The organism is Dyella sp. (assembly GCF_051954575.1).
Lineage (GTDB): Bacteria > Pseudomonadota > Gammaproteobacteria > Xanthomonadales > Rhodanobacteraceae > Dyella_B.
The window spans coordinates 81,045-101,755 of the sequence record NZ_JBQCHP010000028.1; the positions used below are offsets into that span (position 1 = coordinate 81,045).

Below are 20,711 nucleotides of genomic sequence, written 5' to 3' on the forward strand. Positions count from 1 at the left end.
GGTTAGCGCAGCGCAACCCAACAGCCGTCCGCGGAAATCGTTGGGTTACGCTGCGCTAACCCAATCTACGTGAGCTCACTCCAGACCTGAGTAATACCCGCGCATCGCCTGCAAGTAAGAGCTCAGATCACGATTGGGCGCAGTCTCGAACACCAGGCCGGTGTTCTCCAGCCGATCGATGCGATCCGGCCGGAAATTGCGGAAATCCTTGCGCAGGCGGCACCAGGTGCCGAGCGTCCATTTGCCGCCCCAGAACGCCAGGCACAGCGGTTCCACTTCGCGCTCGCTTTCGCGGCCTACCTCGTCGCGGTAGTACAGGCGCAATACGTGCTGCGCTTCGATCGCCGCATGCAGGTGATCGATGCGCTCGGCGAAGGCGGTGGATTGCTCGCTGCGCCAGATCGGCGCGTAGATGCGCGTGCGCGAGGAACGCTCGCGCAGTTCCGGCGGCAGCACTGCTTCGATCTTCATCAATGCGGCTTGCGCACCGGCCGCCAGCTTCTCGCCGGCGAACGCGCGTACGAAGCGCGTGCCGACCACCAGCGATTCGAGCTCGTCGGCGGTAAACATCAGCGGCGGGATGTCCGAGCCCTTGCGTAGCATGTAACCCACGCCGGCTTCGCCTTCGATGGGTACGCCGGAAAGCTGCAGGTCCGCGACGTCACGGTAGACCGTGCGCAATGACACGCTGAGCATTTCGGCAAGCTGACGCGCCTGCAGCGCGGTACGGCGACCACGCAGGGCGTTGATGATGAGGAACAGGCGATCGGCGCGACGCATCCGCGCATGATCGCCCAGGTCGCCATGGCGGACCAGCGTCCGAAGTCATGGGGGCCAATCCCAGCAGATGAGACGGCCCCGTGCGAGTTCGGCCAGGACATGGCCATGCCGCCTTATGCCGCCTGCTGCGCGAGCAGTTCGGCATCCTTGGCCGCTGCGCGCTGCATGCCCGGACGCGTGATCACGCGGTCGATATAGGCGCGAATTGCCGGCGTTTCCGGCACCAGCTTGAACAGCGTGGTCCAGTGCAGGGCGCCGCCCCACAGCACGTCCACCGCGGTGAACCGCTCGCCCAGCATATAAGGGCCCTTGGCGAGTTGCCCTTGCAGCGCGTGCATGACGTCTTCCCAGGTGCCATAGGGTGAGGTGGAAGGCGGCGCTGGATCGCGGTTGAGCGAACGGTCGACCAGCGCGGGCTCAAAGCACGAGCCGTAGAAAACCAGCCAGCGCAGATACGGGCCGCGCAAGGGATCGTCGATCGCCGGCGCAAGTCCCGCTTCCGGATACAGGTCTGCCAGATACATGAATACCGCGGGCTGCTCGGTGATCAACGCATCGCCATGCCGGATCGCCGGCACCTTGGACATCGGGTTGATCGTCTTATAGGCGCTCTGGCGTTGCTCGCCGCGCTTGAGGCTGAGCAGATGCAGTTCGTACTCTGCATCCAGTTCTTCCAGCAAGGCCAGGGTGCCGCCGGAGCGGCTGTTCGGTGCGTGATAGAAATCGATCTTGCGAGTCATGCCATCGCCTCCGTGATAAGGCTTACAGGTGCCGCGTTTCGGCAGGCGTGGAGTGCCAGTCGTTGTTGCGTCCATCGGAAAACCGCAGCGGTGCTTCAATCAGTTCACCCGGTTCGACATCGTCCAGGCAGAACACATTGACGAAGTAGAAGTCGCCGCCGAGGACATCCAGATGGCCCTTGCCAAACGGCCTTACGCCGCAATGCCGGCAGAACAGGTGATGCATGCTGTGCGTGCCGAACTGGTAATCGGAAAGCTCGCCCTCGCCGCGCGTCAGGCGAAACGCATCCGGTTTCACCACCACGCCCCACTGCCGCGCCTTGGTGCAGATCGAGCAATTGCAGCGTCCGGTGCCCTGGCTGAGGTCGATATCCGCCTCGAACGCCACCGCGCCGCAATGGCAACTGCCGTGATAGGTCTTTTGCATGATGCTGTCTCCTTGGAAAATGTCAGGCGCGGCTCAAGCCGTCGGATGGATCATCGGCGCATGCGTTGCGGGCGGCCGTGGCGGGTGTGAGCAGCACGCGCTTGCGTTCCGGCTCGAATGCCGGCGTGAGCTGCACTACCCGATCGCCTTTCTCCGGTTTCTTTTCCGGCGCGGCGGGCAGGCGGTATTGGCCATCCATCAGCAGGCCGCGCAGATACAGCGGCCGATAGGCCATCAGAATGCGATCGATCAACTGGCTCATGGCGTAACCTCATGCAGCGCGAACGACTTCGACGGATTCACCGGCAAGCCACGGTGGCGGCACGGCGTGCTTGAACAGGCGGTACCAGTGTTCGCGATCGCTGGCGCTGTAAAGATCCAGCGTGTGGATGATTTCGCGCGCGAACTCGATCGTGCCCAGATGGCTTGCAGTGATGACACCGCCATCGCTGACGGCAAGCACGTTGGCGTCGTATTGATCCTGGCCTTGGTAATTCACCGCTTCGCGACCGATCTGGCCCGGCCAGTTGCCGGTATGGCGGCAGCGATCGAGTAGGCCGGCGCGCGCAACATGCAGCACGCCCTGATCGATGGCGGCCACCGGCGCGCCCGCATCATGGACGCGACGCGCCAACGCCGCCGCCTGTTCGATCTGCGCGCACTGCCACAGATGGCCGCCCGGCAGCAGCAGCAACGCGGCGGCCTGCAGATCAAGCTCATCCATGCCGATGTCGGGCAGTACCTGCAAACCGCTCATCGACATGACCGGCTCGCGCGTGAAGCCGACGCTGCGCACGTCCCATTCCCCAGGCCGGCGGATCTCCGCCAGCGCCAACGCCACCTGCCAATCCGCAAAGCCTTCGAACACCAGCACATGGACCGTGTCACGCATGATCGTTCCTCCTTTCCGATGCTGGGAGCTTGAACCCCTGCTGCTGCCAGCGTGTTGTCAGCAGGAGGGGTTTAGTTCCCTGACTGGCTTCCGTAAGGCTGAGCCAGGACAATGGCGACCTCTTTTGCCAGCAGCTAAGCCATGAAGCCCATCTCGCTGATCCAGTTCCTGATCGAAGAACGCCGCGCCGGCCATATCAACGCCGAGCTCACCCTGCTGATCGAAGTGGTCGCACGCGCCTGCAAGCGCATCGCGGTGGCCACCAACAAGGGTGCCATCGGCGGCGTGCTGGGCGAGGCTGGCACCGGCAACATCCAGGGCGAGGCGCAGAAAAAGCTGGACGTGATCTCCAACGAGATCCTGCTAGAAGCAAACGCCTGGGGCGGCCAGCTCGCCGCGTGCGCGTCAGAGGAAATGGAAGATCCGCAACCGATTCCCGACATGTATCCGAAGGGCAATCACCTGTTGCTGTTCGATCCGTTGGATGGCAGCTCCAACATCGACGTGAACATTTCCGTCGGTACCATCTTCTCCGTGCTGCGCTGCCCCGACGGCATCAGCGAGCCGAAGGCCGAACACTTCCTGCAGCCGGGCACCACGCAGCTGGCCGCCGGCTACGTGGTCTATGGCCCGGCGACCGTGCTGGTGTTGACCTTCGGCTACGGCACACACGAGTTCACGCTCGATCGCGAAGTCGGCAGCTTCACCTTAAGTCGCCGCGACATCCGTATCCCTGAGGAAACCGCCGAATTCGCCATCAACATGTCCAACCAGCGTCATTGGGAACCACCCATGCAGCGCTACATCGGCGAATTGCTGGCCGGCAAGGATGGCCCGCGCGGCAAGGATTTCAACATGCGCTGGGTCGCCTCGATGGTGGCCGACGTGCACCGCATCATCACCCGCGGCGGCGTGTTCTTCTATCCGCTGGATGCCAAGATCAAGAGCAAAGGCGGCAAGCTGCGCCTGATGTACGAGGCCAATCCGATGGCCTTCATCGTCGAACAGGCCGGCGGTGCAGCGACCACCGGGCGCGAACGCATTCTCGAATTGCAACCAACCGGCCTGCACCAGCGCGTGCCGGTGTTTCTGGGCTCGAAGACCGAAGTGGGCGTGGCCACGCATTACCACTTGGAAGCGGATGGCGCACGCGCGTAGGTTGGGGTGCAAACCCCAACGACGGAACGTCGCACGAGCGTAGGTGCTGCCCCAACGTCGAAACGCATGCATGCCAACGTTGGGGTTTACACCCCAACCTACGTGCTATGTGCTGACCAGGTCGAAACAGCCACCGTAGGTTGGGTTAGCGCAGCGTAACCCAACGTTCGCGCGATATCCTCGGGTTACCCTGGATCAAGTCCAGGTAACCCATTCCACACAACTGCGCACGGTCTTCGGATCGCTCAAGCAGGATTATCAGGCATGAACGTGCCGAAAATGGCCAGCGCAAACACCAGGCCGCCCAACACGATACCAATCCAGTTCACGCCCCGGATTTTGCTATTGGGATCATGCTCGGGTGCCTCGACGCGATTGATGTCGTTGACGACCTTCTGCACCGGCACCAAGAAGAATACCGAGCCCATGCTGATCAGCCAGAGTGGATCCGGCAATCTGCATAGCAAAGTGGTAATGATCCATCCCGCGGCGAGCCAGCCGGCAGGGATTTGCCCTTTGCCGAGCTCTTTCTGCCATTCGCGTATTTCGCTGAAAAGCGAATGGCAAAAGAAAATGCCGAAAATCGCACGCCAGAATGGCGAGATATTTTCCTTTTCGCGCAGTTTGAAGTACTGCCAGTTCTTATAGAACCAATAGACCTCGTACAGTCCAAACGTAAAAAGAGACATCACCACCAGCTTGAGCGGTGAAACGGCGAAGAATGGTGTTTGCGAGCCGACTTGCTGATCCGCCGGCAATGCCAGTTCGGCGGTCGGCGGTGAATATGGATTTTCCTGCATAAAGAACGAGCTCCCCTGTTCAAATGTTCGCGTGGATCACTTCACACGGTTACGTTGGCGTGCTGCTTTCCCCGTACCGCCGCTGCCGCATCCACTTGGTGACGATCCACTTCTCCCCGCGCGTCACCGGCGATCCGCCATGCAAGGTCAGCTTGTCGAGCTGGTTCTGGCTGTTGGTGTATTCGAAATAGACGGCCGAACCTTTCTTTGGCACAACTTCCAGGCCGATTTCGGGAAAGATGGTGGTGCCGCCTTCTTCCACTTCGTTCAAGTACATCACCAAGGTGGAAACACGTTGGCCGCCGATAGTCATCTGTACCTGGCTGCCGGGATCTTCCGGCGGGAAATAATCGAAGTGCGGCTTGTATTCGCCGCCGACGCCGTAATGCAGGATCTGCAGGCCTTCGCCGTTTTCGACTGGCCAGTTCATCACTTCGGAAATACGCCGGTCCAGGCGTGCGATGAAAGGGTCGGCATTGAGGGTGAAGAAGGTGCCTTCGCTGCTGCGATCGGCAATGACTTCATGCTTGCCGGTGGCCGGATCCACCGTGGTGGAGCGGCGCATCTTATCACTGGAGCGACGGATCAGTTCGTCGCATTCCTCATCGCTCAGCACGCCATCGAGCACGGCGATCAGGGGACGGCGAACGCGCATGGTGACACGCACATCGCGGTCGAAGGTGCGGATCAGGTTGCCGCCGTGCAGGCGCGGCTTTTCGTACACGTAGCCGCCCGCCTGGTTGGCGGCCCTGGTTTGCGTCGGCGTGGTGAACGGGCCGCTCATCACGCCGTTCACCGCGGCGCGGGCGAACACCGGATCGAAGTGATTGCGCACCATGTCGTCGATCAGCGATTGCGGCGCGCAGCCGCGCGCGAGGTTTTCCTGGATCCAGTGCTGCCACTCGGGTGACAGTTGCGTCATCGCATTCATCGCAGACTCCTTAAGGTCCACCGCACTGTCGGGTCGATAACCCCATGCGCCGCCGAGGGTGGCAGGGCAGCGCGAAGATGATTGTGACCCGGTTGGGCGGGGAAGTGCGAGCGTCTTCCCCGCCCCCCGCCAACCGGATCACGCCAGCCCATGGCTTCTCAGCAGCGCCTCCGGCTCAGGCTTGCGGCCGCGGAAGGCGATGAAGCTTTCCAGCGCCGGACGGCTTGCGCCCACGGCGAGGATCTCGCGGCGGAAGCGGTCGCCGGTGGCGGCGTCGATCGCACTCTGGCCGGCGTGTGCGCGTTCTTCGAAGGCGCCGAACGCGTCCGCGCTCAACAGCTCCGCCCATAGATAACTGTAGTAACCGGCAGCGTAGCCTCCGGCGAAGATGTGCGTGAACGCGTGCGGAAAGCGCTGCCAGGCGGGCGGATGCAGTACGGCCACTTCATGCCGCACCTGCTCCAGCACCTCGAGCGTGCGTGCGCCCTGGTCCGGCGCGTATTCCAGGTGCAACAGGAAATCGAACAGGGCGAATTCGAGCTGGCGCACCAGGAACAGGCCGGCGTGGAAATGGCGCGCGGCCAGCATGCGTTCGAACAGCTCATCGGGCAGGCGCTCGCCGGTTTGCCAATGCCGGGCGAACAGATCCAGCGCCTCGCGGTTCCAGCCGAAGTTCTCCATGAACTGGCTGGGCAGTTCCACTGCGTCCCATTCCACGCCCTCGATGCCACCGACGGAGGGCAACGGCACCTCGGTCAGCAGGTGATGGAAGCCGTGGCCGAATTCGTGGAACAGGGTGAGCACGTCATCGTGCGTGAGCAGGGCCGGGCGGCCTTCGGTGGGCGGCGCGAAGTTGCAGGTGAGGAACGCCACCGGCAACTGCATGTGCGTGCCGTCGTCGAAACGCGCGCGGCACACGTCCATCCACGCACCGCCACGCTTGCCGCTGCGCGCATACAGGTCGATATAGGCGCCGGCGAAGATATGGCCGTCCGCATCGATGGCGTCGTAGTAGCGCACGTCCGGATGCCACACGTCGATGCCGTCGCGCGGTTTCAGGGTGATGCCATAGAGCCGCTGCACCAGGCCGAACAGGCCGTCGATCACCGCCGGCAGCGGGAAATACGGCTTGAGCTGTTCTTCATCCAGTGCGTACTGTTTTTGGCGCAGCTTTTCCGATGCGTAGGCGACGTCCCAGGATTCGAGATTGTCGAGCTTCAGTTCGCTGGCGGCGAAGTCGCGCAAGGTGGTCAGTTCGTTGTGCGCTACCGGCTTGGCGCGCGCGGCGAGATCGCGCAGAAAGTGCAGCACTTCATCGGGCGTGCCAGCCATCTTGGTGGCGAGCGATTCTTCCGCCGCGTTGGCAAAGCCCAACAGCTGCGCTGCTTCGTGACGCAGGGCGAGAATCTTTTCGATGCGCGCGCTGTTGTCGTACTTGCCGCCATGCGGGCCTTGATCGGAAGCGCGCGTCTGGTAGGCCCAGTACACGCGTTCGCGCAGGCCGCGGTTGTCGGCATAGGTCATCACGGCTTGCACGCTGGGCTGCTTGAGCGTGACCAGATAGCCGTCCAGACCTTTTTCCTTCGCGTACTGCCTCAGCACGGCACGGCCGGAGTCGGGAATGCCGGCCAGGTCGCGCTCGTCGGTGATGTGCTCCTGCCAGGCGTCGGTGGCGTCCAGCACGGCGTTGGAAAATTCGGTGGAAAGCTTGCTCAGTTCCACGCCGATGTCGCGGAAACGCGAGCGCGCCGGCTCTTCCAGCGCCACGCCGGAAAGCTTGAAATCGCGCAAGGCATGTTCGACCAGCGCACGCTGCGCGCGGGAAAGCGTGGCGAACGCCGGCGCATCGGCCACCGCCTGCACGGCGGCGTACAGATCGCGGTTCTGCCCCACTTCGATCGAGTAATCGGTGAGCTTTTCCTCGGCCGGGCCATACACCTCGCGCAATGCTTCGCTGTCGGCCACCGAATGCAGGTGCGAGACGGGCGACCACGCCTGGGAAATGCGCTGTTCGAGGCGCTCCTGCGGCAGCATCACCGCGTCGAAGTCATGCCGCGCGCCGGGCGCGGTCAACGCAGTGATCGCGGCGCGGCTTTCCGCCAGCAAGGTATCGACGGCGGGTAGCACGTGCTCGGGCTTGATCCGGGAAAACGCAGGCAGGGTGATGTCGGCCAGCAGCGGGTTGTCTTGGCTCATGGATTTGGCTCCTTCAGGCCTCGAAGCGTGCTGGCGGCGTGCGGTGAAATCAAGCGGGACGATGTCATCATGCGCGTCGTACCATCGCGCGCATGGTGCCCGCCGACGTTTCCGCCCTGATTGGCCGCATTCCCCTGTTCGCGCATCTCACCGCTGCGCAACGCACGACGCTGGCCGAGCACCTGCGCTGGATCTGCCTGCCGGGCGGGCAATATCTGCTCAAGGCCGGCGAAACCGCGGATGCCCTGTACCTGCTGCGCAGTGGCAGCCTGGGTGTCTTCGATGGCCCGACCACGCTGGTCCGGCAAGTCTCCGCCGACGATTGCCTGGGCGAGATCAGCCTGCTCAGCGGCGAGGCGCTGCGCTACAACGTGCGCGCCTTGCGCGACTGCGAGCTGCTGCGGCTGGATCGCCAGCATTTCGAGCAGCTGCTCGAGCATCATCCGCACGCCATGCTGGACGTAGCGCGGCAGGCGATCGACCGGCTGATCCGCCGTGAACGCCACGTGGAACCGCCGGACAAGCCGCGCACCTTCGCGATCCTGCCGGTGGATCAGGGCGTGCCGGTGCGCGGCCTGGCGATGCAGCTGGCCCAGGCGCTGGAAACCTACGGCAGCTGCGTGGTGATCGATGCCGAGCACGGTGCGAACCGCGGCAGCGACTGGTTTGCCGAGCGCGAGGCGCAAGCGCGTTTCGTGGTGTACCTGGACAGCACCGGCGATGCCTCCTGGCGCCTGCGCTGCCTGCGCCAGGCCGATGTCTTGCTGCTGCCCGCGCTGGCGGCGCAGCCGGCGCGGCCATGGCCCGAAGCCGCACCGGGGCATCCGGCGCGCGTGCGGCATCGGCCTCGCCATCTGTTGTTGATCCATCCCGCACACCGCGTGCTGCCGGGCGCCGCGCGACGCTGGCGCGCGCAGTTCAGTGGTGAGCTGGAGCATCACCATATCTGCGGCGAAGGCGATATTCCGCGTATCGCGCGCCTGATCAGCGGCCATGCGCGCGGGCTGGTACTGGCCGGTGGCGGCGCGCGCGGCCTCGCTCATCTGGGCGCCCTGCGCGCCTTGCGCGAAACCGGCCACGATTTCGATGCCATCGGCGGCACCAGCATCGGCGCGATCATCGGCGCCGGCGTGGCCAACCGCTGGAGCTTCGAAGAAATGATGCGCGTGTATTACGAAGCCTTCGTGCACGGCAAGCCGCTGTCGGACTGGACCGTGCCATTGGTGGCGCTCACGCGCGGACGGCGGGCGGCGTTGATGCTGCGGCGCGCGTTCGGGGCGATCGACATCGAGGATCTGGAGCTGCCGTTCTTCTGCGTTTCCACCAATCTTTCCGGGCGCGGCAAGGTCGTGCACCGCCACGGTCCGTTATGGCTGTGGCTGCGCGCGAGCAGCTCGATTCCAGGCATTCTTCCGCCGGTGCTGCATCACGGGCAGGTGTATGTCGACGGCGCGCTGGTCGATAACCTGCCGGCGGACGTGATGGCCGACGACGGCATCGCGCACATCACTGCGGTGAGCATTCGCGCGGATATCGAGCTGCGCGCGCAGACCGAGGAATTTGCCACGCCGCCGTGGTGGCGACTGTGGCTGCGCCAGCGCCGCGGCACCGGCTGGCCGCGCCTGGTTTCCACACTGACGCGCGCGGCGATGGTCAACAGCGAGGAGACCAGCGAGCACTGCCGCGCCCGCGCGGATGTGCTGATCACGCCGCCGCTGGAACACGTCGGCATGCTCGACTGGCGTGATTGGCAGTTGGCCATCGATGCCGGCTATGAGGAAACGCTACGCGTGCTGGAAGCAAGGGAACATGCGCCGCTGCCTTCGGGCGATGCCGCACATCTTTCGCCCGAGGGCTAAAATGCGGACATGAATCCCCTACGTACCTTCAAGGGCGTCCTGCCCACCCTCGGCGCCCGCGCCTATGTCGATCCGGCGGCCACTGTCATCGGCGATGTCGTGCTGGGCGATGACGTTTCCATCTGGCCCGGCGCAGTGTTGCGCGGCGACGTGAACTACATCCGCGTCGGCGCACGCAGCAATATCCAGGACGGCACCGTCGTGCACGTGACGCACGACGGCCCGTATTCGCCGGGCGGCTTTCCCACCGTGATCGGCGAAGGCGTCACCATCGGCCATGCCGCGGTGATCCACGCCTGCACCATCGAGGACTATTGCCTGATCGGTATGCACGCGACCGTGCTCGATGGCGCGGTGGTCAAGAAATACGGTTTCGTCGGCGCCGGCAGCGTGGTGCCGCCGGGCAAGGTGGTCGGCGAGCGCGAGCTGTGGCTGGGCAATCCGGCGCAACGCGTGCGTGTGCTGACCGACGTGCAGATCGAGCAGCTGCATTATTCGGCGGATCACTACGTGCGGTTGAAGGACGTCTACCTCGCCGGTTGACGTAGGTTGGGGTGCAAACCCCAACATATCCCCACGTTTTTGTAGTTTAAGAAGGTGATTCTGCGAAGGAAGTTAGCCCCGCGTGGGGGTGGACCATTGCCTGCGGCGCTTTCGATCGCCGAAGGCGACCGAGTCACTTTTCTTTGCTGGCCCAAAGAAAAGTAACCCAAAGAAACGGCCTGAAGAGCTTGTGGCGCTGCGCAGGGTACAAGCCTGAAAGCTTGAGGCACTACGATGAGCGTTAATACGCCCGCTTCTACCTTGTCGCGATACCGCGAGGCGTCATAGCCCTGAGGGCTTAAAGCAGGCCTTGAAGGTCGGCAAGCTTGCTTTAAGTCCTCAGCGCCACAGCGCCTCGCGGTATAGCCGGGACGTGGAACCTTTGGAGGCTGCCTTTCTGGCTAGACGTGAGCGTTCAGGCTCTTAACCTTCCCATGCCGTGAGCCTTTGAGGCCATTTCTTTGGGTTACTTTTCTTTGGGCCACCCATGTCTACGGTCTGTACAGGCCAGCAAAGAAAAGTGACTCGAGCGCCTTCGGCGATCGAAAGCGCCGCAGGCAATCGTTCACGCTCACGCGTGGCTCTGTTTTCTCAGCAAATTGTGGGGATATGTCAGGGTGCGAACCCCAACCTACATCAATTTCCGCCAGCTTGCTGCGCCTGGATGCGCGCCGCTTCCGCCTCGTGCCGGCGCCGCTCGATGATGCGCTGCGCATCGAGCACGCTGCCGAGCAGGGCGAGCTTGTAGTTGTGCGGATCGTATTGGCGCAACAGGGACAGCTCGCGCTGCGCTTCATCCAGGTCGCCACCATTGAGTGTGCTTTCGACCACGTCGCAGGCCGGCTTGAAAGCGTCGCGCAAACGGCGCTGGGCGACCGCGTTATTGGGATCGAGCTGCAGCACGCTGAAATAGAACTCGTAGACGTTGCTGCCAACCGGCGCGACCAGGTGCTTGTCCTGGTACGCCTTGTCGGCCAGGTCCAGCATCACGCCGACTTCGCTGCCGTCGTTCGCGGTATGCCCTTGCGCGGGTGTGCTGTGGATGGCTGCATGTGCGTACCACAACCCGCCACCGACCAGGACCAACGCCGCAGCGAGCACGACAAAAAGCAAACCGCGCCGGTTCGCAGTGGTGGATGGGGATGTAGACATGCTGACTCGCGCACTGATCCTGGAACCATCGCCGTCCACGTATGCGGCCGGCGCCCTGTGCCGCGCAGGCTAACCCCGCAAGATGTCAACGACGTGACTCTTGCGGTCGAACATGACAGTTCGGGTACGTGCTGCGAGTCGTTCTCGGCAAGTCAGTGGAAGTCGCCGCCGACGATGCGGCCGTCTTTATCCATCTGCGGGAAGAAGCGCGAGTTGTCGTAGCGCATTTCCATCGTGCTCATCATGCCCGGCAGCATCAATTGCACGTGGGGGTACATCTTCTTGAATTCGTCGGGCGTGGGATGCGTGGCGATGAAGCTTTCGAACGCGGCCATGTCGACGACGCCCTTTTTGTCCGCCGACGAGCCGTCCGGACGCGCGCCATGGTGGCAGCCACCGAGGGCAACAGCTATGCCAAGCACGGACAGGGCAAGTAGACGGGTACGCATCGGTAAAGCTCCATGGCGCGGGTCAACGTGGCGCCAAACCTAGCATGTCGGCGCCCCCTCGGACCATCCGAAAAGGCGCCGCATTCATGCCGCTCTTACCAGGGCAGCAAGCCGCTGCCTTGATAGGGCGATCCATCCGGATGCGTAAACCAATACACGCGATTGTGGCCGCCAGGGCAGGCCTGGCCGCTGCTGTACGCCGTCACGACATTGTCGGCCGAGCTCACGCTGCCGCTGTAGCAACCACCCAACGAATCGCTGAACGCAAAGTCTTGCGTCGTTTGTTGGCCGTTGTGGCTGATGATGTGGAAGCCGCTGTCCAGCACCAGGGTGTCGGAACCCGCCACCTGGTTGTGCACGTCGGCCGCGTAGAGCGGAAATCCACCGAGGCTCAAGCCAGTGTGCTGGTCGTAGCCCTGCTTGATCGCGGTGAGAATGGAATAATCTCCATTCGATTCCGCGGTCTGGTTGTAGTCCACATGCAGCGGATAGTTGAAGCTCGCCTTGAACTCATCGCTCACGAACCTGCCGATCGTACTGCGGCTCACACCTTGTACGGTGGTGAGCTGATCGCTGATCTGGTGGTAATCGGTGGCGGTGATATCGAAGGTCTGCGTATCGGCAAAACCCACGGTTTGATCCACGGTGGTGGTCACGCGGCCGTGCGAGGTATTGGCGTAACCCTGGATCACGAAATGCCGGCTCAGGTTGGTGGTGACCGCACCGGTGACGTTGCCGGATGCATCCTGCGTCAGCGTGCTGCCGATGGTCGGCGTCGGCGGCTGGCTGGCCAGCGTGTTGCCCAGCAGGCCACCGGTGACCTGCTTGCGATGCGGATCCCTGTACACCAGGAGTGCAGCGGTCGCGGAGAAGTAGTTGCTCGCGCCTTGCACGCTCACCGCCACGGTGTGCGGCGAACCATTGCTGAGGATGCCTGCGAACGGCGTGAGGTCCACGCGGTACGGCATGAAGTTCAGCGCCTGCACGCCCGGCGTCGGCTTCCAGATGAAAAGATCGATGCCGCCGGTATAGATCCACGGATACACCGGCGCCACGCCCGCGGCCTGGCCGTCGATGCTCACTTCAGCCTCGCGGAAATTGCCGCCGCCGCATTCCTGTGTTTGGGCCGCGTATTGATCCGGTACGCACGTGTACCAGAACTCGTCGTTGTGCTGGCTTTGCGTGAACACATCGAGGTAGGCACGTTCGACGTTGCTGGGCAAAGTCAGCGTGGCGGCGATCTGGTCGCCGGACGTGTTCAAGGTGACCGTATTGCCGACCGGGTCGCTGCCCAGCGGATAGATCGCATCCGGCACACGTAGAGCGGGCGCTATCGGCGAAGCGGGATAGAACAGCAGGCGCGCACTACCATGGATAACGCCCGTATAGGTGCTATCGACAATGTTGTAGAGAACTGCCTGACCTTGGCCGGCGTTGCGGAACAAGGCGCTGTAATCGGTCAGATCGCGCTCGACATGCCAGTTCGGCGCCAGATTGGATCTCGGTTCCTGCGTGGTGCCGAAGTAGAGATTTACGCCGCCCAGCCAGATCGAAGCCGTGCGATCGAACTGCACGCCGGCGGTGACCGAGAAATCCGCTTCCAGCACCACCTTCGACCAGCGCGTGCCGCATCCGGCTGGCGGTGCGTAGCTGTAGGGACGTGTGCCGAAATCGTTGAACGTGTCATCGCTGAAAAGCTGCACCACGCACGGCTGGCCCAGTGGACGCGGCACGGTGGGATCGGCCACGGTGACATTGGCCGATCCAATGGGACTGCTATCCGGCGCCGCCTGCGCGACACCACCCAACACCAAGGACAACCCAGCTACCGCCAGGCAACGGCTGAAACACCCCATCGGCAACAACATGGTGCAACTCTCCCCACAGTGATGCCCCCTGTCCAACCAAACTAGCATGGGCCTGTGTTTAGAAAGGCCAAATTCCAGGTGAGCCAGTTGCGTTGCAACACATGTCACGCAACACGGGTGGACACTTCCAGTTCGGTCAACCAACGCAGCGCATGCAAGCGATCCGTTCCGCACATCGCCGACTCAGGCTTAAGATTGGCGCATACCGCAGGACGGCGCGGATCGCCGAAGATCGCACAGCGATTGTCCTCGGTAAGTTGCACGCAGCGCATGCCGGCGGGTTTGCCCTGCGGCATGCCGGGAATCGGCGAGCTGATCGACGGTGCGATGCAACACGCGCCGCAGGCTGCACGACAAGCTGTCATGTCAGGCCACTTGCAGCAGCAATGACTGGTACACCGGTTCGGTGTCCGGACGCCGGCCGTGCCACAGCTCGAACGCATCGGCCGCCTGTTCCACCAGCATCCCCAGGCCGTCGTAGGCATAGCGCGCACCGGCAGCGCGTGCCCAGGCAAGGAAGGCGAACGCGGATTTGCCGTAGGCGAGGTCGTAGCACGCCGCACGCGATCCAGCCAGCGACATCGGCAAGCTCAACGCCTGCCCCAGAGTGCCGGCCGAGGTGGCGTTGACGATCAAATCAAAGCTGCCGATGCTCGCCAGGTCTTCCCAATAGCGCGTATGCACGCGCGCGGGTTGGCCGATCGCATCGGCCAGCGCGTCGGCGGCTTCGGGCGAACGGTTGACGATGGTGAGGGTCTGCACACCCGCTTCGCACAACGACCAGGCGACCGCGCGTGCGGCGCCGCCGGCACCGAGCAGCAGGGCATCGTGACCGCGCAGGTCCAGGTCGTGACGCTCGGTCAGGTCGCGCACCAGCGCGTCGCCGTCGGTGTTATGGGCGGATAGACGTCCATCTGCAAGACGCGTGAGCACGTTGGCGGTGCCGGCGCGCGTGGCCGCCTGTGTGCGTTCGTCGGCCAGGGCGAAGGCAGCCGCTTTGTGCGGCAGCGTGACGTTCGCGCCACGCCCCTGTTCGTGCTGGAAGAAATGCCTGACCGTCTGCGCGAACACGTCCGGCGCCGCATCGATGGCGCGGTAGTCCAGCGCAATCCCCAATTGCTGCGCAAACGCCTGATGGATGCGCGGCGATTGGCTATGCGCGATGGGATGGCCGAAGACGGCGAACTGCAAAAGTTGGGACATGCGGGCGCTCCAGCGTGGTGCGCCATTGTAAGCGCGCCGCCGGGTTTTTATGTGCTCCTCCCCCGCAAGCAGGGGAGGAGCTGTTCGCCGGTGCTTACCAGCGGTAAGTCACCTTGCCATACCAATAACGGCCGTCGAAACCGAACGGCGAAAGTGCCGAATATTGCAGGCCATTGCCGCGGTCTTCGTAGCCGCCGTTGTTGGTCAATGCCACCTTGTTCGGGTACTGGTTGGTGACGTTGTCGACACCGGCCGCGAACACCCAGTTCTCCAGGCTGTAGTTGGCCGAGAGATTCAGCAGCCAACGCGCAGAGAACTTTTGCCCGACCAGGCCGATGTCCGGATCGGAAACATCGGTAACCGAGCCGTAGCGGGTCAGGTCGGCATGCACGTCGAAGCCACCCTTCAACCAATCGGTGTAGAGCACGTACTTGGTGCGTGGCGTGCCCTTGGTCAGCAGACCCTGGTTGTAGGGGCCAAGCAGCGCCGGGTTGCTGATCTGTTCGATATGCACCTGGTTGTAGTTGGCGCTGACGCCGTTGTTGAGGCGTCCCCAGTCACCCAGTTCCTGCGTGTAGTTCACCACCAGGTCGGCGCCGCGCGTGCGCGTATTGCCGCCATTGACGAAGAACTGCAACTGCGCGATCTGCGGGAAGTTCGGATTGGTGTTGGTGAGCGGATCGCTGTAAAGGATCTGGTGCCAGATGCGGATCTGGTACACGTCCAAGGTGGCATTGAGCCGATCGAACGGCGTGAACACGAAACCGATCGAGTAGTTGGCCGATTTCTCCGGCGACAACGGTTTGGCGCCGTAGGCGATCGCCAGCGGATCGTTCGGCCGCAATGTGCCTACCTGCACGAGTTGCCCGTTGGTCACCAGCGTCACGGTGGAACTGTAATTCACCTGCGCCATCGACGGCGCGCGGAAACCGTTGGACGCGGTGGCGCGCAAGGCGAAGGTGTCGGTGAACTGATAGCGCCCGGACAACTTGCCAGAGACCACCGAGCCGACACCGCCGGAATAATTTTCGTAACGGCCCGCCACGCCGGCGGAGAACTTGTCGGTGACGTCGTTTTCCAGATCGAAATAGGCCGCGTAATTGTGGCGGCTGAAACTGCCGGCGAGATTGGGCGTGATGCCCGGCCACACCTGCGAGCCGCCCGGATAGACGTTGCCGCTGGCGTCGAGCGCATTCGGATTGAAGTACCACGACGACGGCTCACCCGCGCCCACGTCGTATTCGTCTTTCTTGTATTCCACACCCCAGGCGACGGTCAGCGGATTCTTGAGAAAGCCCAGGCTGAATTCGCGCGCGGCATCGAAATCCACCACGCTGAGCTTGGTGGCGTAACGACCGGAGTAGAAGGAGGTCGGGGAGTAGCCGGTTGAATGGTAGAGATTGGTGTTGATGGAATTGGTGATGTCGAAGACCAGATTGTTCTCGCCGTGGCCGGCGGACAGATCCCAGTTCCACCCCAGCGCCTGCCCCTTGATGCCCAGCGTGCCCTGGTAATCCTTGGTCGGGTTGACGATGTGCGGCAGGAATCCATTGGGATGCACCGCGATCACGTTGCGATCCGGGTTGTTCCACATGCGCCAGTAACCGTTGGACGTTACGTCGCGCTTGCCGAAGATCAGGTCACCGTAAAGTTCGAGGCTGCCGCCAAGGTGATAATCCATATTGATTACGCCTTGCAGGATCTTCTGCGCCGGTTCGCCATAGCGCTGATACGGCGTCGGTGGCGGATAGGGATTGTTGATGAAATCACGCGGCGGGTAGTTGAAAGTGGGATCGGTGTTCTCAGCGCGATTGGTGTTCATCACGCTCTGGTAATTCCAGGAAAAGCGCAGCCAGCCCGGTGCCTTGCCTTCCATGCCACCCAGTGGAATCGCTACCGAACCTTCCACGCCGTTGTTGGCGCCGTCGCCGACATCCATCACGCCGCCGTAGACGTCGATGCTGTTCTTGCCGGGGCCGGGCGCGCCTTTGAGGATGATGTTGATCACGCCGGCGATGGCGTCCGAACCGTATTGCGCCGAAGCGCCATCGCGCAGCACTTCGATATGGTCGATCGCAGCGATCGGTATGGAGTTTAGGTCCACCGGCGCCGAACCGCGGCCCACGCTTTCGTTGTAGTTGACCAATGCGGAGGTGTGATAACGCTTGCCGTTGACCAACACCAGTACGTCGTCCGGAGAAAGGCCGCGCAGCGTGGCCGGTCGCAATGCATCGTTACCGTCGTTGATGGCGGGCCTGGGGAAATCCAGTGAAGGCAACAGGCGATTGAGCGCGGTGGCCAGGTCGCCGGCACCGGTCGCCGCCAGGTCCTTGGGTGTCAGCACGTCGATCGGCGCGAGCGATTCATCCACCGTGCGGCTGGTGGCGCGCGTACCGGTTACCACAACTTGCTGCAATTGCTTGACGTTCTTGTTGTCTTGCGTGGTGGTGTCTTGTGCGTGAACGCATGGAATGGAAACCAGCGCGGACAGCATCGACAGCCACAGTGCGTGCCGTTTTAACAACGAGGTATGCAAACGCGTAGGCATGAGTGACCCCTCCCCTCTCTCGGAGATAAAAGAAAGATGCGAAATGAGAGCGTGCCTCCCCGACACGCCAGCCTTACCTTCCCCAAAAGGCATTGCCGGCTCGCAAAGTAGGTCGAAAGTCATGCGCGGGTCAAGACAACTTGACGTGAATTCAAACCTTTCTTGACGGAATGCACAAACGCCGCCTCGCATGCGCACGCGGCAATGTCAGTCATGCGCAAGCTCGCGATCGACACTGCGGATTTCTGCGGAGGCGCGACGGCTTTCACGCGAAGTTGACGAAGCTCTGCTACGCAAAATTTTTTGCTCGATCCAAACGGCGTCGCGCGGTTCTCCCGCAAGCGCGATGCCTTGGCCGGGACAAGCCGTGGCGAGCCATCGCAAGCTATGAGACCGGCGCCCTGCAAGCTGCATCCATCGTGCAACCAAGGAGTTCTGCATGCGCCATTCAATCGACGATTCCGATCGCCACACACGTCTACTCGCCGCGGCATTGCTGTGGCTGTGCAGTGGCAGCGTGTTACTGGTGACGACGCTGGTGCCCGCCCATACCGAACTGTTCGGTTGGGCGCCGTTCTTCTGGTTGTTCATCGCGCCGTTGGTGGTCGCGCTTGCCCTGGAACCGACGTTGCCGCGTCAGCTACTGAATTTGTGCAAGCTGCGCCGCCGCAACAACGCGCAGTTGATCTGGACCTGATTTCCGCTTGGCAGTGGAGCTAGGTGCGGCCGGAGGCGCCGCACTTGAGGATGACCGGCAGCTAGAAGGGAGTGGTCGCGGCTCACGGTCGGCGCGAAGGAACGCGCGTGCGATTCCGGTTCGCCCAGGGAAGGGTGGCCGGAATAGCCCTATGCCACGATGCCCATGCGCTTGCGTTCCATGCGGCGCATCAGCTCCTGCATGATGCGGCGATAGAGATCCTCGCCCAGGTAGCGGTCTTCCACGCCTGCATCGATCGATGGATTGTCGTTCACTTCGATCACCACGACCTTGTCGCCAACCTGCTTCAGGTCCACGCCATAGAGACTGTCGCCCACCGCGTTGGTGGCCTTGAGCGCCAACTTGATCACGTCGGCGGGCGCATCGCGCACGGGAATGGTTTCGAAACCGCCCGATTTGTCGGTGCCTTTCGCGCCGTGGTTGTAGATCTGCCAATGGCCGCGCGACATGTAGTACTTGCAGGCATACAGCGGCTCGCGATTGAGCACGCCGATGCGCCAGTCGAAATCGGTGTAGACGAATTCCTGCGCCAGCAGCAAGGCGCTGTGCTGGAACAGTTCGCTCGCCGCTTTTTCGAAATGCGCTTCGCTTTCCACCTTGACCACGCCGCGCGAGAACGAGCCGTCGGGAATTTTCAGCACCAGCGGAAAGCCGAGTTTTTCGGCGACCTCCTTCAAGCCCTTGGTGTCGTCGCGATACAGGATTTCGGTGCGCGGCACGGCGAGCTTGCGGGAGATCATCAAATCGTTGAGGAAGATCTTGTTCGTACAACGCAGGATCGAACTGGGATCGTCGATCACCACCATGCCTTCGCGTTCGGCGCGATGCGCAAAGCTGTAGGTGTGGTTGTCGCTGGCGGTGGTTTCGCGAATGAACAGGCCGTCGTATTCGGCCAGGCGCTGGTAATCGTTCTTACCGATCGGATCGACTTCGATGCCCAGCTCCTTGCCCGCCGCGATGAACGACTTCAGCGCCTTTTTGTTCGACGGCGGCATCGCTTCGTTGGGATCGACCAGCATGGCCAGGTCGTAACGGTACAGGCGGCGCGCGCGCGGCTTGCGCCACAGCTTCTTGGAGAAGCGGTCGAGCTCTGCGGCGAAGGCGTCTTCCTGCGCATCGTCCAGCGTGTGCAGGCCGACCGGTTTGACCGAAGCGATCTGCCACACGCGCTCGCGCTCGAACTCGATGCGCAGCAACGGGCATGGATAAATTTCGAACACCTGCCGCGCCAGATCCTGTAGCGCGGGGTAGGCGGTTTCGCCGAAATAGACCAGGGTGCCGAAGTCGGTGGTGTCGCGCCCGCCCGCTGGCAGAAAGTGGGTGAGCTTGGCGTTGAGGTCTTCGATGGCCAGGCCGTACAGCGATCGGCGGCGCAGATCGTTCACGGTGCGCACGGAGGGCATCACGCGATGTCCGCGCGCCTCGGCCAGCAGCGACACGTAATATCCCGTACCCAGGTATTTGTAGCTGCGGCACAGGTTGATCACGTGGGTGCGTTCCTCATCCCCGCCTACCGGCTCGCGCAGGTAGTCCATGGCGGTGACGACGTCGACGGACGGATAGTAGGAGCCCCAGTCGGAAGCTTTCTCGACGACGATGACGAGTCGGGTCATGACACCTCAATAGACCAGCAGGATGGACGTCGTCGCGTAGGGGAAACGAGGCGGCGCAGCGCAAGGCGGCAGTGTCTTGCAGCTTGGCGAAGCGCACAAGGGTGCGTGATGAAGATGGAATAAATGTGGGGGAGGGGGAAATGGGCGAGCGTGCACGCCGGCGCTCCGCGCCGTGCATGGTACGGCGAAAAGCCTGTGTGCTCGCTGCGGCCCGACGTATTCCCTTCTGCCTATTCCCTCCCCACCCCGGCTGCACTAGAGTGCCGCGCTTGCTCGACCCGAGCTTGAGCCAAGAGCCCGTCCCGTCCCATCGTGCCTGCCGCAGGCGCATTGTTTCGCGAGAAGAACCACTGATGACCGCATCGCCAGCCACCGCCTCCGTGCGGGTGCGCCGCGCCGAACTTTCCGATCTCGACGATCTGGTCGCACTCGAACAGGCCACGTTCGACAGCGATCGGATCAGCCGTGCGCAGTTTCGCCGCCACCTGGACAGCGATAGCGCGCGGGTGTTGGTGGCCAGCGCCAACCATCGGCGCTTTCTCGGCACCGCGATGGTGTTCTTCCGCAAGGGCAGCCGCGTGGCCCGGCTTTATTCGATCGCCAGCCTGCCCGAGGCGCGCGGCAAGGGCGTGGGCACGGCGCTGATCGAAGCGGCCGAATCCGCGGCACGCCAGCGGCGCTGCCAGGCGCTGCGACTGGAAGTGCGCACCGACAACGACAGCGCGATCCGCTTGTACGAGCGGCTGGGTTATCACCGCATTGGGCCGGTGAAGGCAGGGTTCTACGAGGATGGTTCAGACGCGCTCCAGTACGAGAAGACGCTCGGCTGAGCCG

Annotated in this window: 20 protein-coding genes; 5 read left to right on the forward strand and 15 right to left on the reverse strand. The window is 62.9% G+C overall.

Annotation, left to right across the window (positions count from 1 at the left end):
* Window positions 1–75: 75 nt before the first annotated feature.
* The 5 genes from ACTHNE_RS03665 to ACTHNE_RS03685 all read right to left on the reverse strand — a co-directional run bounded on the left by ACTHNE_RS03665 (window position 76) and on the right by ACTHNE_RS03685 (window position 2,839).
* Window positions 76–780 (reverse strand): helix-turn-helix transcriptional regulator, encoded by a 705-nt coding sequence (locus ACTHNE_RS03665; RefSeq protein ID WP_324939885.1) that lies wholly within the window; start codon window positions 778–780, stop codon window positions 76–78.
* Between the two features lie 113 nt (window positions 781–893).
* Window positions 894–1,520, reverse strand: a complete 627-nt coding sequence (locus tag ACTHNE_RS03670; RefSeq protein ID WP_324939888.1) for a glutathione S-transferase family protein — start codon at window positions 1,518–1,520, stop codon at window positions 894–896.
* A 22-nt stretch (window positions 1,521–1,542) separates the two neighbouring features.
* On the reverse strand, window positions 1,543–1,947 hold the full coding sequence (locus ACTHNE_RS03675; RefSeq protein ID WP_324939891.1) for a GFA family protein: 405 nt from the start codon (window positions 1,945–1,947) through the stop codon (window positions 1,543–1,545).
* A 22-nt stretch (window positions 1,948–1,969) separates the two neighbouring features.
* Complete coding sequence (locus tag ACTHNE_RS03680) at window positions 1,970–2,209, reverse strand: hypothetical protein (protein ID WP_324939894.1); 240 nt, start codon at window positions 2,207–2,209, stop codon at window positions 1,970–1,972.
* A 9-nt stretch (window positions 2,210–2,218) separates the two neighbouring features.
* A complete protein-coding gene (locus ACTHNE_RS03685; protein ID WP_324939897.1) occupies window positions 2,219–2,839 on the reverse strand; it encodes a DJ-1/PfpI family protein in 621 nt (206 codons plus the stop codon).
* 141 nt (window positions 2,840–2,980) lie between these two features.
* Between ACTHNE_RS03685 and ACTHNE_RS03690 the strand changes: the two genes are divergently transcribed.
* Entirely contained in the window at window positions 2,981–3,997 is a 1,017-nt protein-coding gene (locus ACTHNE_RS03690; protein ID WP_440268589.1) for a class 1 fructose-bisphosphatase, read from the forward strand.
* 245 nt (window positions 3,998–4,242) lie between these two features.
* Here the strand turns inward: ACTHNE_RS03690 and ACTHNE_RS03695 are convergent, their stop codons facing one another.
* The 3 genes from ACTHNE_RS03695 to ACTHNE_RS03705 all read right to left on the reverse strand — a co-directional run bounded on the left by ACTHNE_RS03695 (window position 4,243) and on the right by ACTHNE_RS03705 (window position 7,924).
* Window positions 4,243–4,797: a hypothetical protein gene (locus ACTHNE_RS03695; protein WP_324944676.1), complete on the reverse strand. Its 555-nt coding sequence runs from the start codon at window positions 4,795–4,797 to the stop codon at window positions 4,243–4,245.
* Window positions 4,798–4,846: 49 nt separating this feature from the next.
* Window positions 4,847–5,728, reverse strand: a complete 882-nt coding sequence (locus ACTHNE_RS03700; RefSeq protein WP_324944673.1) for a 2OG-Fe(II) oxygenase — start codon at window positions 5,726–5,728, stop codon at window positions 4,847–4,849.
* A 138-nt stretch (window positions 5,729–5,866) separates the two neighbouring features.
* Complete coding sequence (locus ACTHNE_RS03705) at window positions 5,867–7,924, reverse strand: M3 family metallopeptidase (RefSeq protein WP_324944669.1); 2,058 nt, start codon at window positions 7,922–7,924, stop codon at window positions 5,867–5,869.
* Between the two features lie 92 nt (window positions 7,925–8,016).
* Between ACTHNE_RS03705 and ACTHNE_RS03710 the strand changes: the two genes are divergently transcribed.
* A complete protein-coding gene (locus ACTHNE_RS03710; RefSeq protein ID WP_324944666.1) occupies window positions 8,017–9,783 on the forward strand; it encodes a patatin-like phospholipase family protein in 1,767 nt (588 codons plus the stop codon).
* A 9-nt stretch (window positions 9,784–9,792) separates the two neighbouring features.
* The gene (locus ACTHNE_RS03715) at window positions 9,793–10,326 is read left to right on the forward strand and encodes a gamma carbonic anhydrase family protein (protein ID WP_324944663.1); all 534 of its coding nucleotides are present in this window, start codon (window positions 9,793–9,795) and stop codon (window positions 10,324–10,326) included.
* A 636-nt stretch (window positions 10,327–10,962) separates the two neighbouring features.
* Here the strand turns inward: ACTHNE_RS03715 and ACTHNE_RS03720 are convergent.
* The 6 genes from ACTHNE_RS03720 to ACTHNE_RS03745 form a co-directional block, all read right to left on the reverse strand.
* Window positions 10,963–11,478 carry a hypothetical protein gene (locus ACTHNE_RS03720; RefSeq protein ID WP_324944660.1) on the reverse strand — a complete coding sequence of 172 codons (516 nt, stop codon included), beginning with the start codon at window positions 11,476–11,478 and terminating at the stop codon, window positions 10,963–10,965.
* A 152-nt stretch (window positions 11,479–11,630) separates the two neighbouring features.
* The gene (locus tag ACTHNE_RS03725) at window positions 11,631–11,927 is read right to left on the reverse strand and encodes a hypothetical protein (protein ID WP_324944658.1); all 297 of its coding nucleotides are present in this window, start codon (window positions 11,925–11,927) and stop codon (window positions 11,631–11,633) included.
* A 95-nt stretch (window positions 11,928–12,022) separates the two neighbouring features.
* A complete protein-coding gene (locus ACTHNE_RS03730; protein WP_440268590.1) occupies window positions 12,023–13,795 on the reverse strand; it encodes a peptide-N4-asparagine amidase in 1,773 nt (590 codons plus the stop codon).
* Between the two features lie 104 nt (window positions 13,796–13,899).
* Window positions 13,900–14,160 carry a YkgJ family cysteine cluster protein gene (locus ACTHNE_RS03735; RefSeq protein ID WP_440268591.1) on the reverse strand — a complete coding sequence of 87 codons (261 nt, stop codon included), beginning with the start codon at window positions 14,158–14,160 and terminating at the stop codon, window positions 13,900–13,902.
* Window position 14,161: 1 nt separating this feature from the next.
* Complete coding sequence (gene aroE, locus ACTHNE_RS03740; RefSeq protein ID WP_324940224.1) at window positions 14,162–14,998, reverse strand: shikimate dehydrogenase; 837 nt, start codon at window positions 14,996–14,998, stop codon at window positions 14,162–14,164.
* 94 nt (window positions 14,999–15,092) lie between these two features.
* A complete protein-coding gene (locus ACTHNE_RS03745) occupies window positions 15,093–17,546 on the reverse strand; it encodes a TonB-dependent receptor plug domain-containing protein (protein WP_324940221.1) in 2,454 nt (817 codons plus the stop codon).
* A gap of 439 nt (window positions 17,547–17,985) precedes the next feature.
* Here ACTHNE_RS03745 and ACTHNE_RS03750 point away from each other — a divergent pair, with 439 nt between their 5' ends.
* Complete coding sequence (locus ACTHNE_RS03750) at window positions 17,986–18,243, forward strand: hypothetical protein (RefSeq protein ID WP_324940218.1); 258 nt, start codon at window positions 17,986–17,988, stop codon at window positions 18,241–18,243.
* Between the two features lie 149 nt (window positions 18,244–18,392).
* Here ACTHNE_RS03750 and ACTHNE_RS03755 read toward each other — a convergent pair whose 3' ends face one another.
* The gene (locus ACTHNE_RS03755) at window positions 18,393–19,877 is read right to left on the reverse strand and encodes a RimK family protein (RefSeq protein ID WP_324940215.1); all 1,485 of its coding nucleotides are present in this window, start codon (window positions 19,875–19,877) and stop codon (window positions 18,393–18,395) included.
* 353 nt (window positions 19,878–20,230) lie between these two features.
* On the opposite strand from ACTHNE_RS03755, the gene ACTHNE_RS03760 reads away from it, so the two are divergent.
* On the forward strand, window positions 20,231–20,707 hold the full coding sequence (locus ACTHNE_RS03760; protein ID WP_324940213.1) for a GNAT family N-acetyltransferase: 477 nt from the start codon (window positions 20,231–20,233) through the stop codon (window positions 20,705–20,707).
* Window positions 20,708–20,711 lie beyond the last annotated feature (4 nt).

Excerpts from the sequence above, each read along its gene's own strand:
- ACTHNE_RS03665 (WP_324939885.1), bottom strand. The coding sequence starts at position 780 with ATGCGTCGCGCCGATCGCCTGTTCCTCATCATCAACGCCCTGCGTGGT.
- ACTHNE_RS03670 (WP_324939888.1), bottom strand. The coding sequence starts at position 1,520 with ATGACTCGCAAGATCGATTTCTATCACGCACCGAACAGCCGCTCCGGC.
- ACTHNE_RS03675 (WP_324939891.1), bottom strand. The coding sequence starts at position 1,947 with ATGCAAAAGACCTATCACGGCAGTTGCCATTGCGGCGCGGTGGCGTTC.
- ACTHNE_RS03680 (WP_324939894.1), bottom strand. The coding sequence starts at position 2,209 with ATGAGCCAGTTGATCGATCGCATTCTGATGGCCTATCGGCCGCTGTAT.
- ACTHNE_RS03685 (WP_324939897.1), bottom strand. The coding sequence starts at position 2,839 with ATGCGTGACACGGTCCATGTGCTGGTGTTCGAAGGCTTTGCGGATTGG.
- ACTHNE_RS03690 (WP_440268589.1), top strand. The coding sequence starts at position 2,981 with ATGAAGCCCATCTCGCTGATCCAGTTCCTGATCGAAGAACGCCGCGCC.
- ACTHNE_RS03695 (WP_324944676.1), bottom strand. The coding sequence starts at position 4,797 with ATGCAGGAAAATCCATATTCACCGCCGACCGCCGAACTGGCATTGCCG.
- ACTHNE_RS03700 (WP_324944673.1), bottom strand. The coding sequence starts at position 5,728 with ATGAATGCGATGACGCAACTGTCACCCGAGTGGCAGCACTGGATCCAG.
- ACTHNE_RS03705 (WP_324944669.1), bottom strand. The coding sequence starts at position 7,924 with ATGAGCCAAGACAACCCGCTGCTGGCCGACATCACCCTGCCTGCGTTT.
- ACTHNE_RS03710 (WP_324944666.1), top strand. The coding sequence starts at position 8,017 with ATGGTGCCCGCCGACGTTTCCGCCCTGATTGGCCGCATTCCCCTGTTC.
- ACTHNE_RS03715 (WP_324944663.1), top strand. The coding sequence starts at position 9,793 with ATGAATCCCCTACGTACCTTCAAGGGCGTCCTGCCCACCCTCGGCGCC.
- ACTHNE_RS03720 (WP_324944660.1), bottom strand. The coding sequence starts at position 11,478 with ATGTCTACATCCCCATCCACCACTGCGAACCGGCGCGGTTTGCTTTTT.
- ACTHNE_RS03725 (WP_324944658.1), bottom strand. The coding sequence starts at position 11,927 with ATGCGTACCCGTCTACTTGCCCTGTCCGTGCTTGGCATAGCTGTTGCC.
- ACTHNE_RS03730 (WP_440268590.1), bottom strand. The coding sequence starts at position 13,795 with ATGTTGTTGCCGATGGGGTGTTTCAGCCGTTGCCTGGCGGTAGCTGGG.
- ACTHNE_RS03735 (WP_440268591.1), bottom strand. The coding sequence starts at position 14,160 with ATGACAGCTTGTCGTGCAGCCTGCGGCGCGTGTTGCATCGCACCGTCG.
- aroE (WP_324940224.1), bottom strand. The coding sequence starts at position 14,998 with ATGTCCCAACTTTTGCAGTTCGCCGTCTTCGGCCATCCCATCGCGCAT.
- ACTHNE_RS03745 (WP_324940221.1), bottom strand. The coding sequence starts at position 17,546 with ATGCCTACGCGTTTGCATACCTCGTTGTTAAAACGGCACGCACTGTGG.
- ACTHNE_RS03750 (WP_324940218.1), top strand. The coding sequence starts at position 17,986 with ATGCGCCATTCAATCGACGATTCCGATCGCCACACACGTCTACTCGCC.
- ACTHNE_RS03755 (WP_324940215.1), bottom strand. The coding sequence starts at position 19,877 with ATGACCCGACTCGTCATCGTCGTCGAGAAAGCTTCCGACTGGGGCTCC.
- ACTHNE_RS03760 (WP_324940213.1), top strand. The coding sequence starts at position 20,231 with ATGACCGCATCGCCAGCCACCGCCTCCGTGCGGGTGCGCCGCGCCGAA.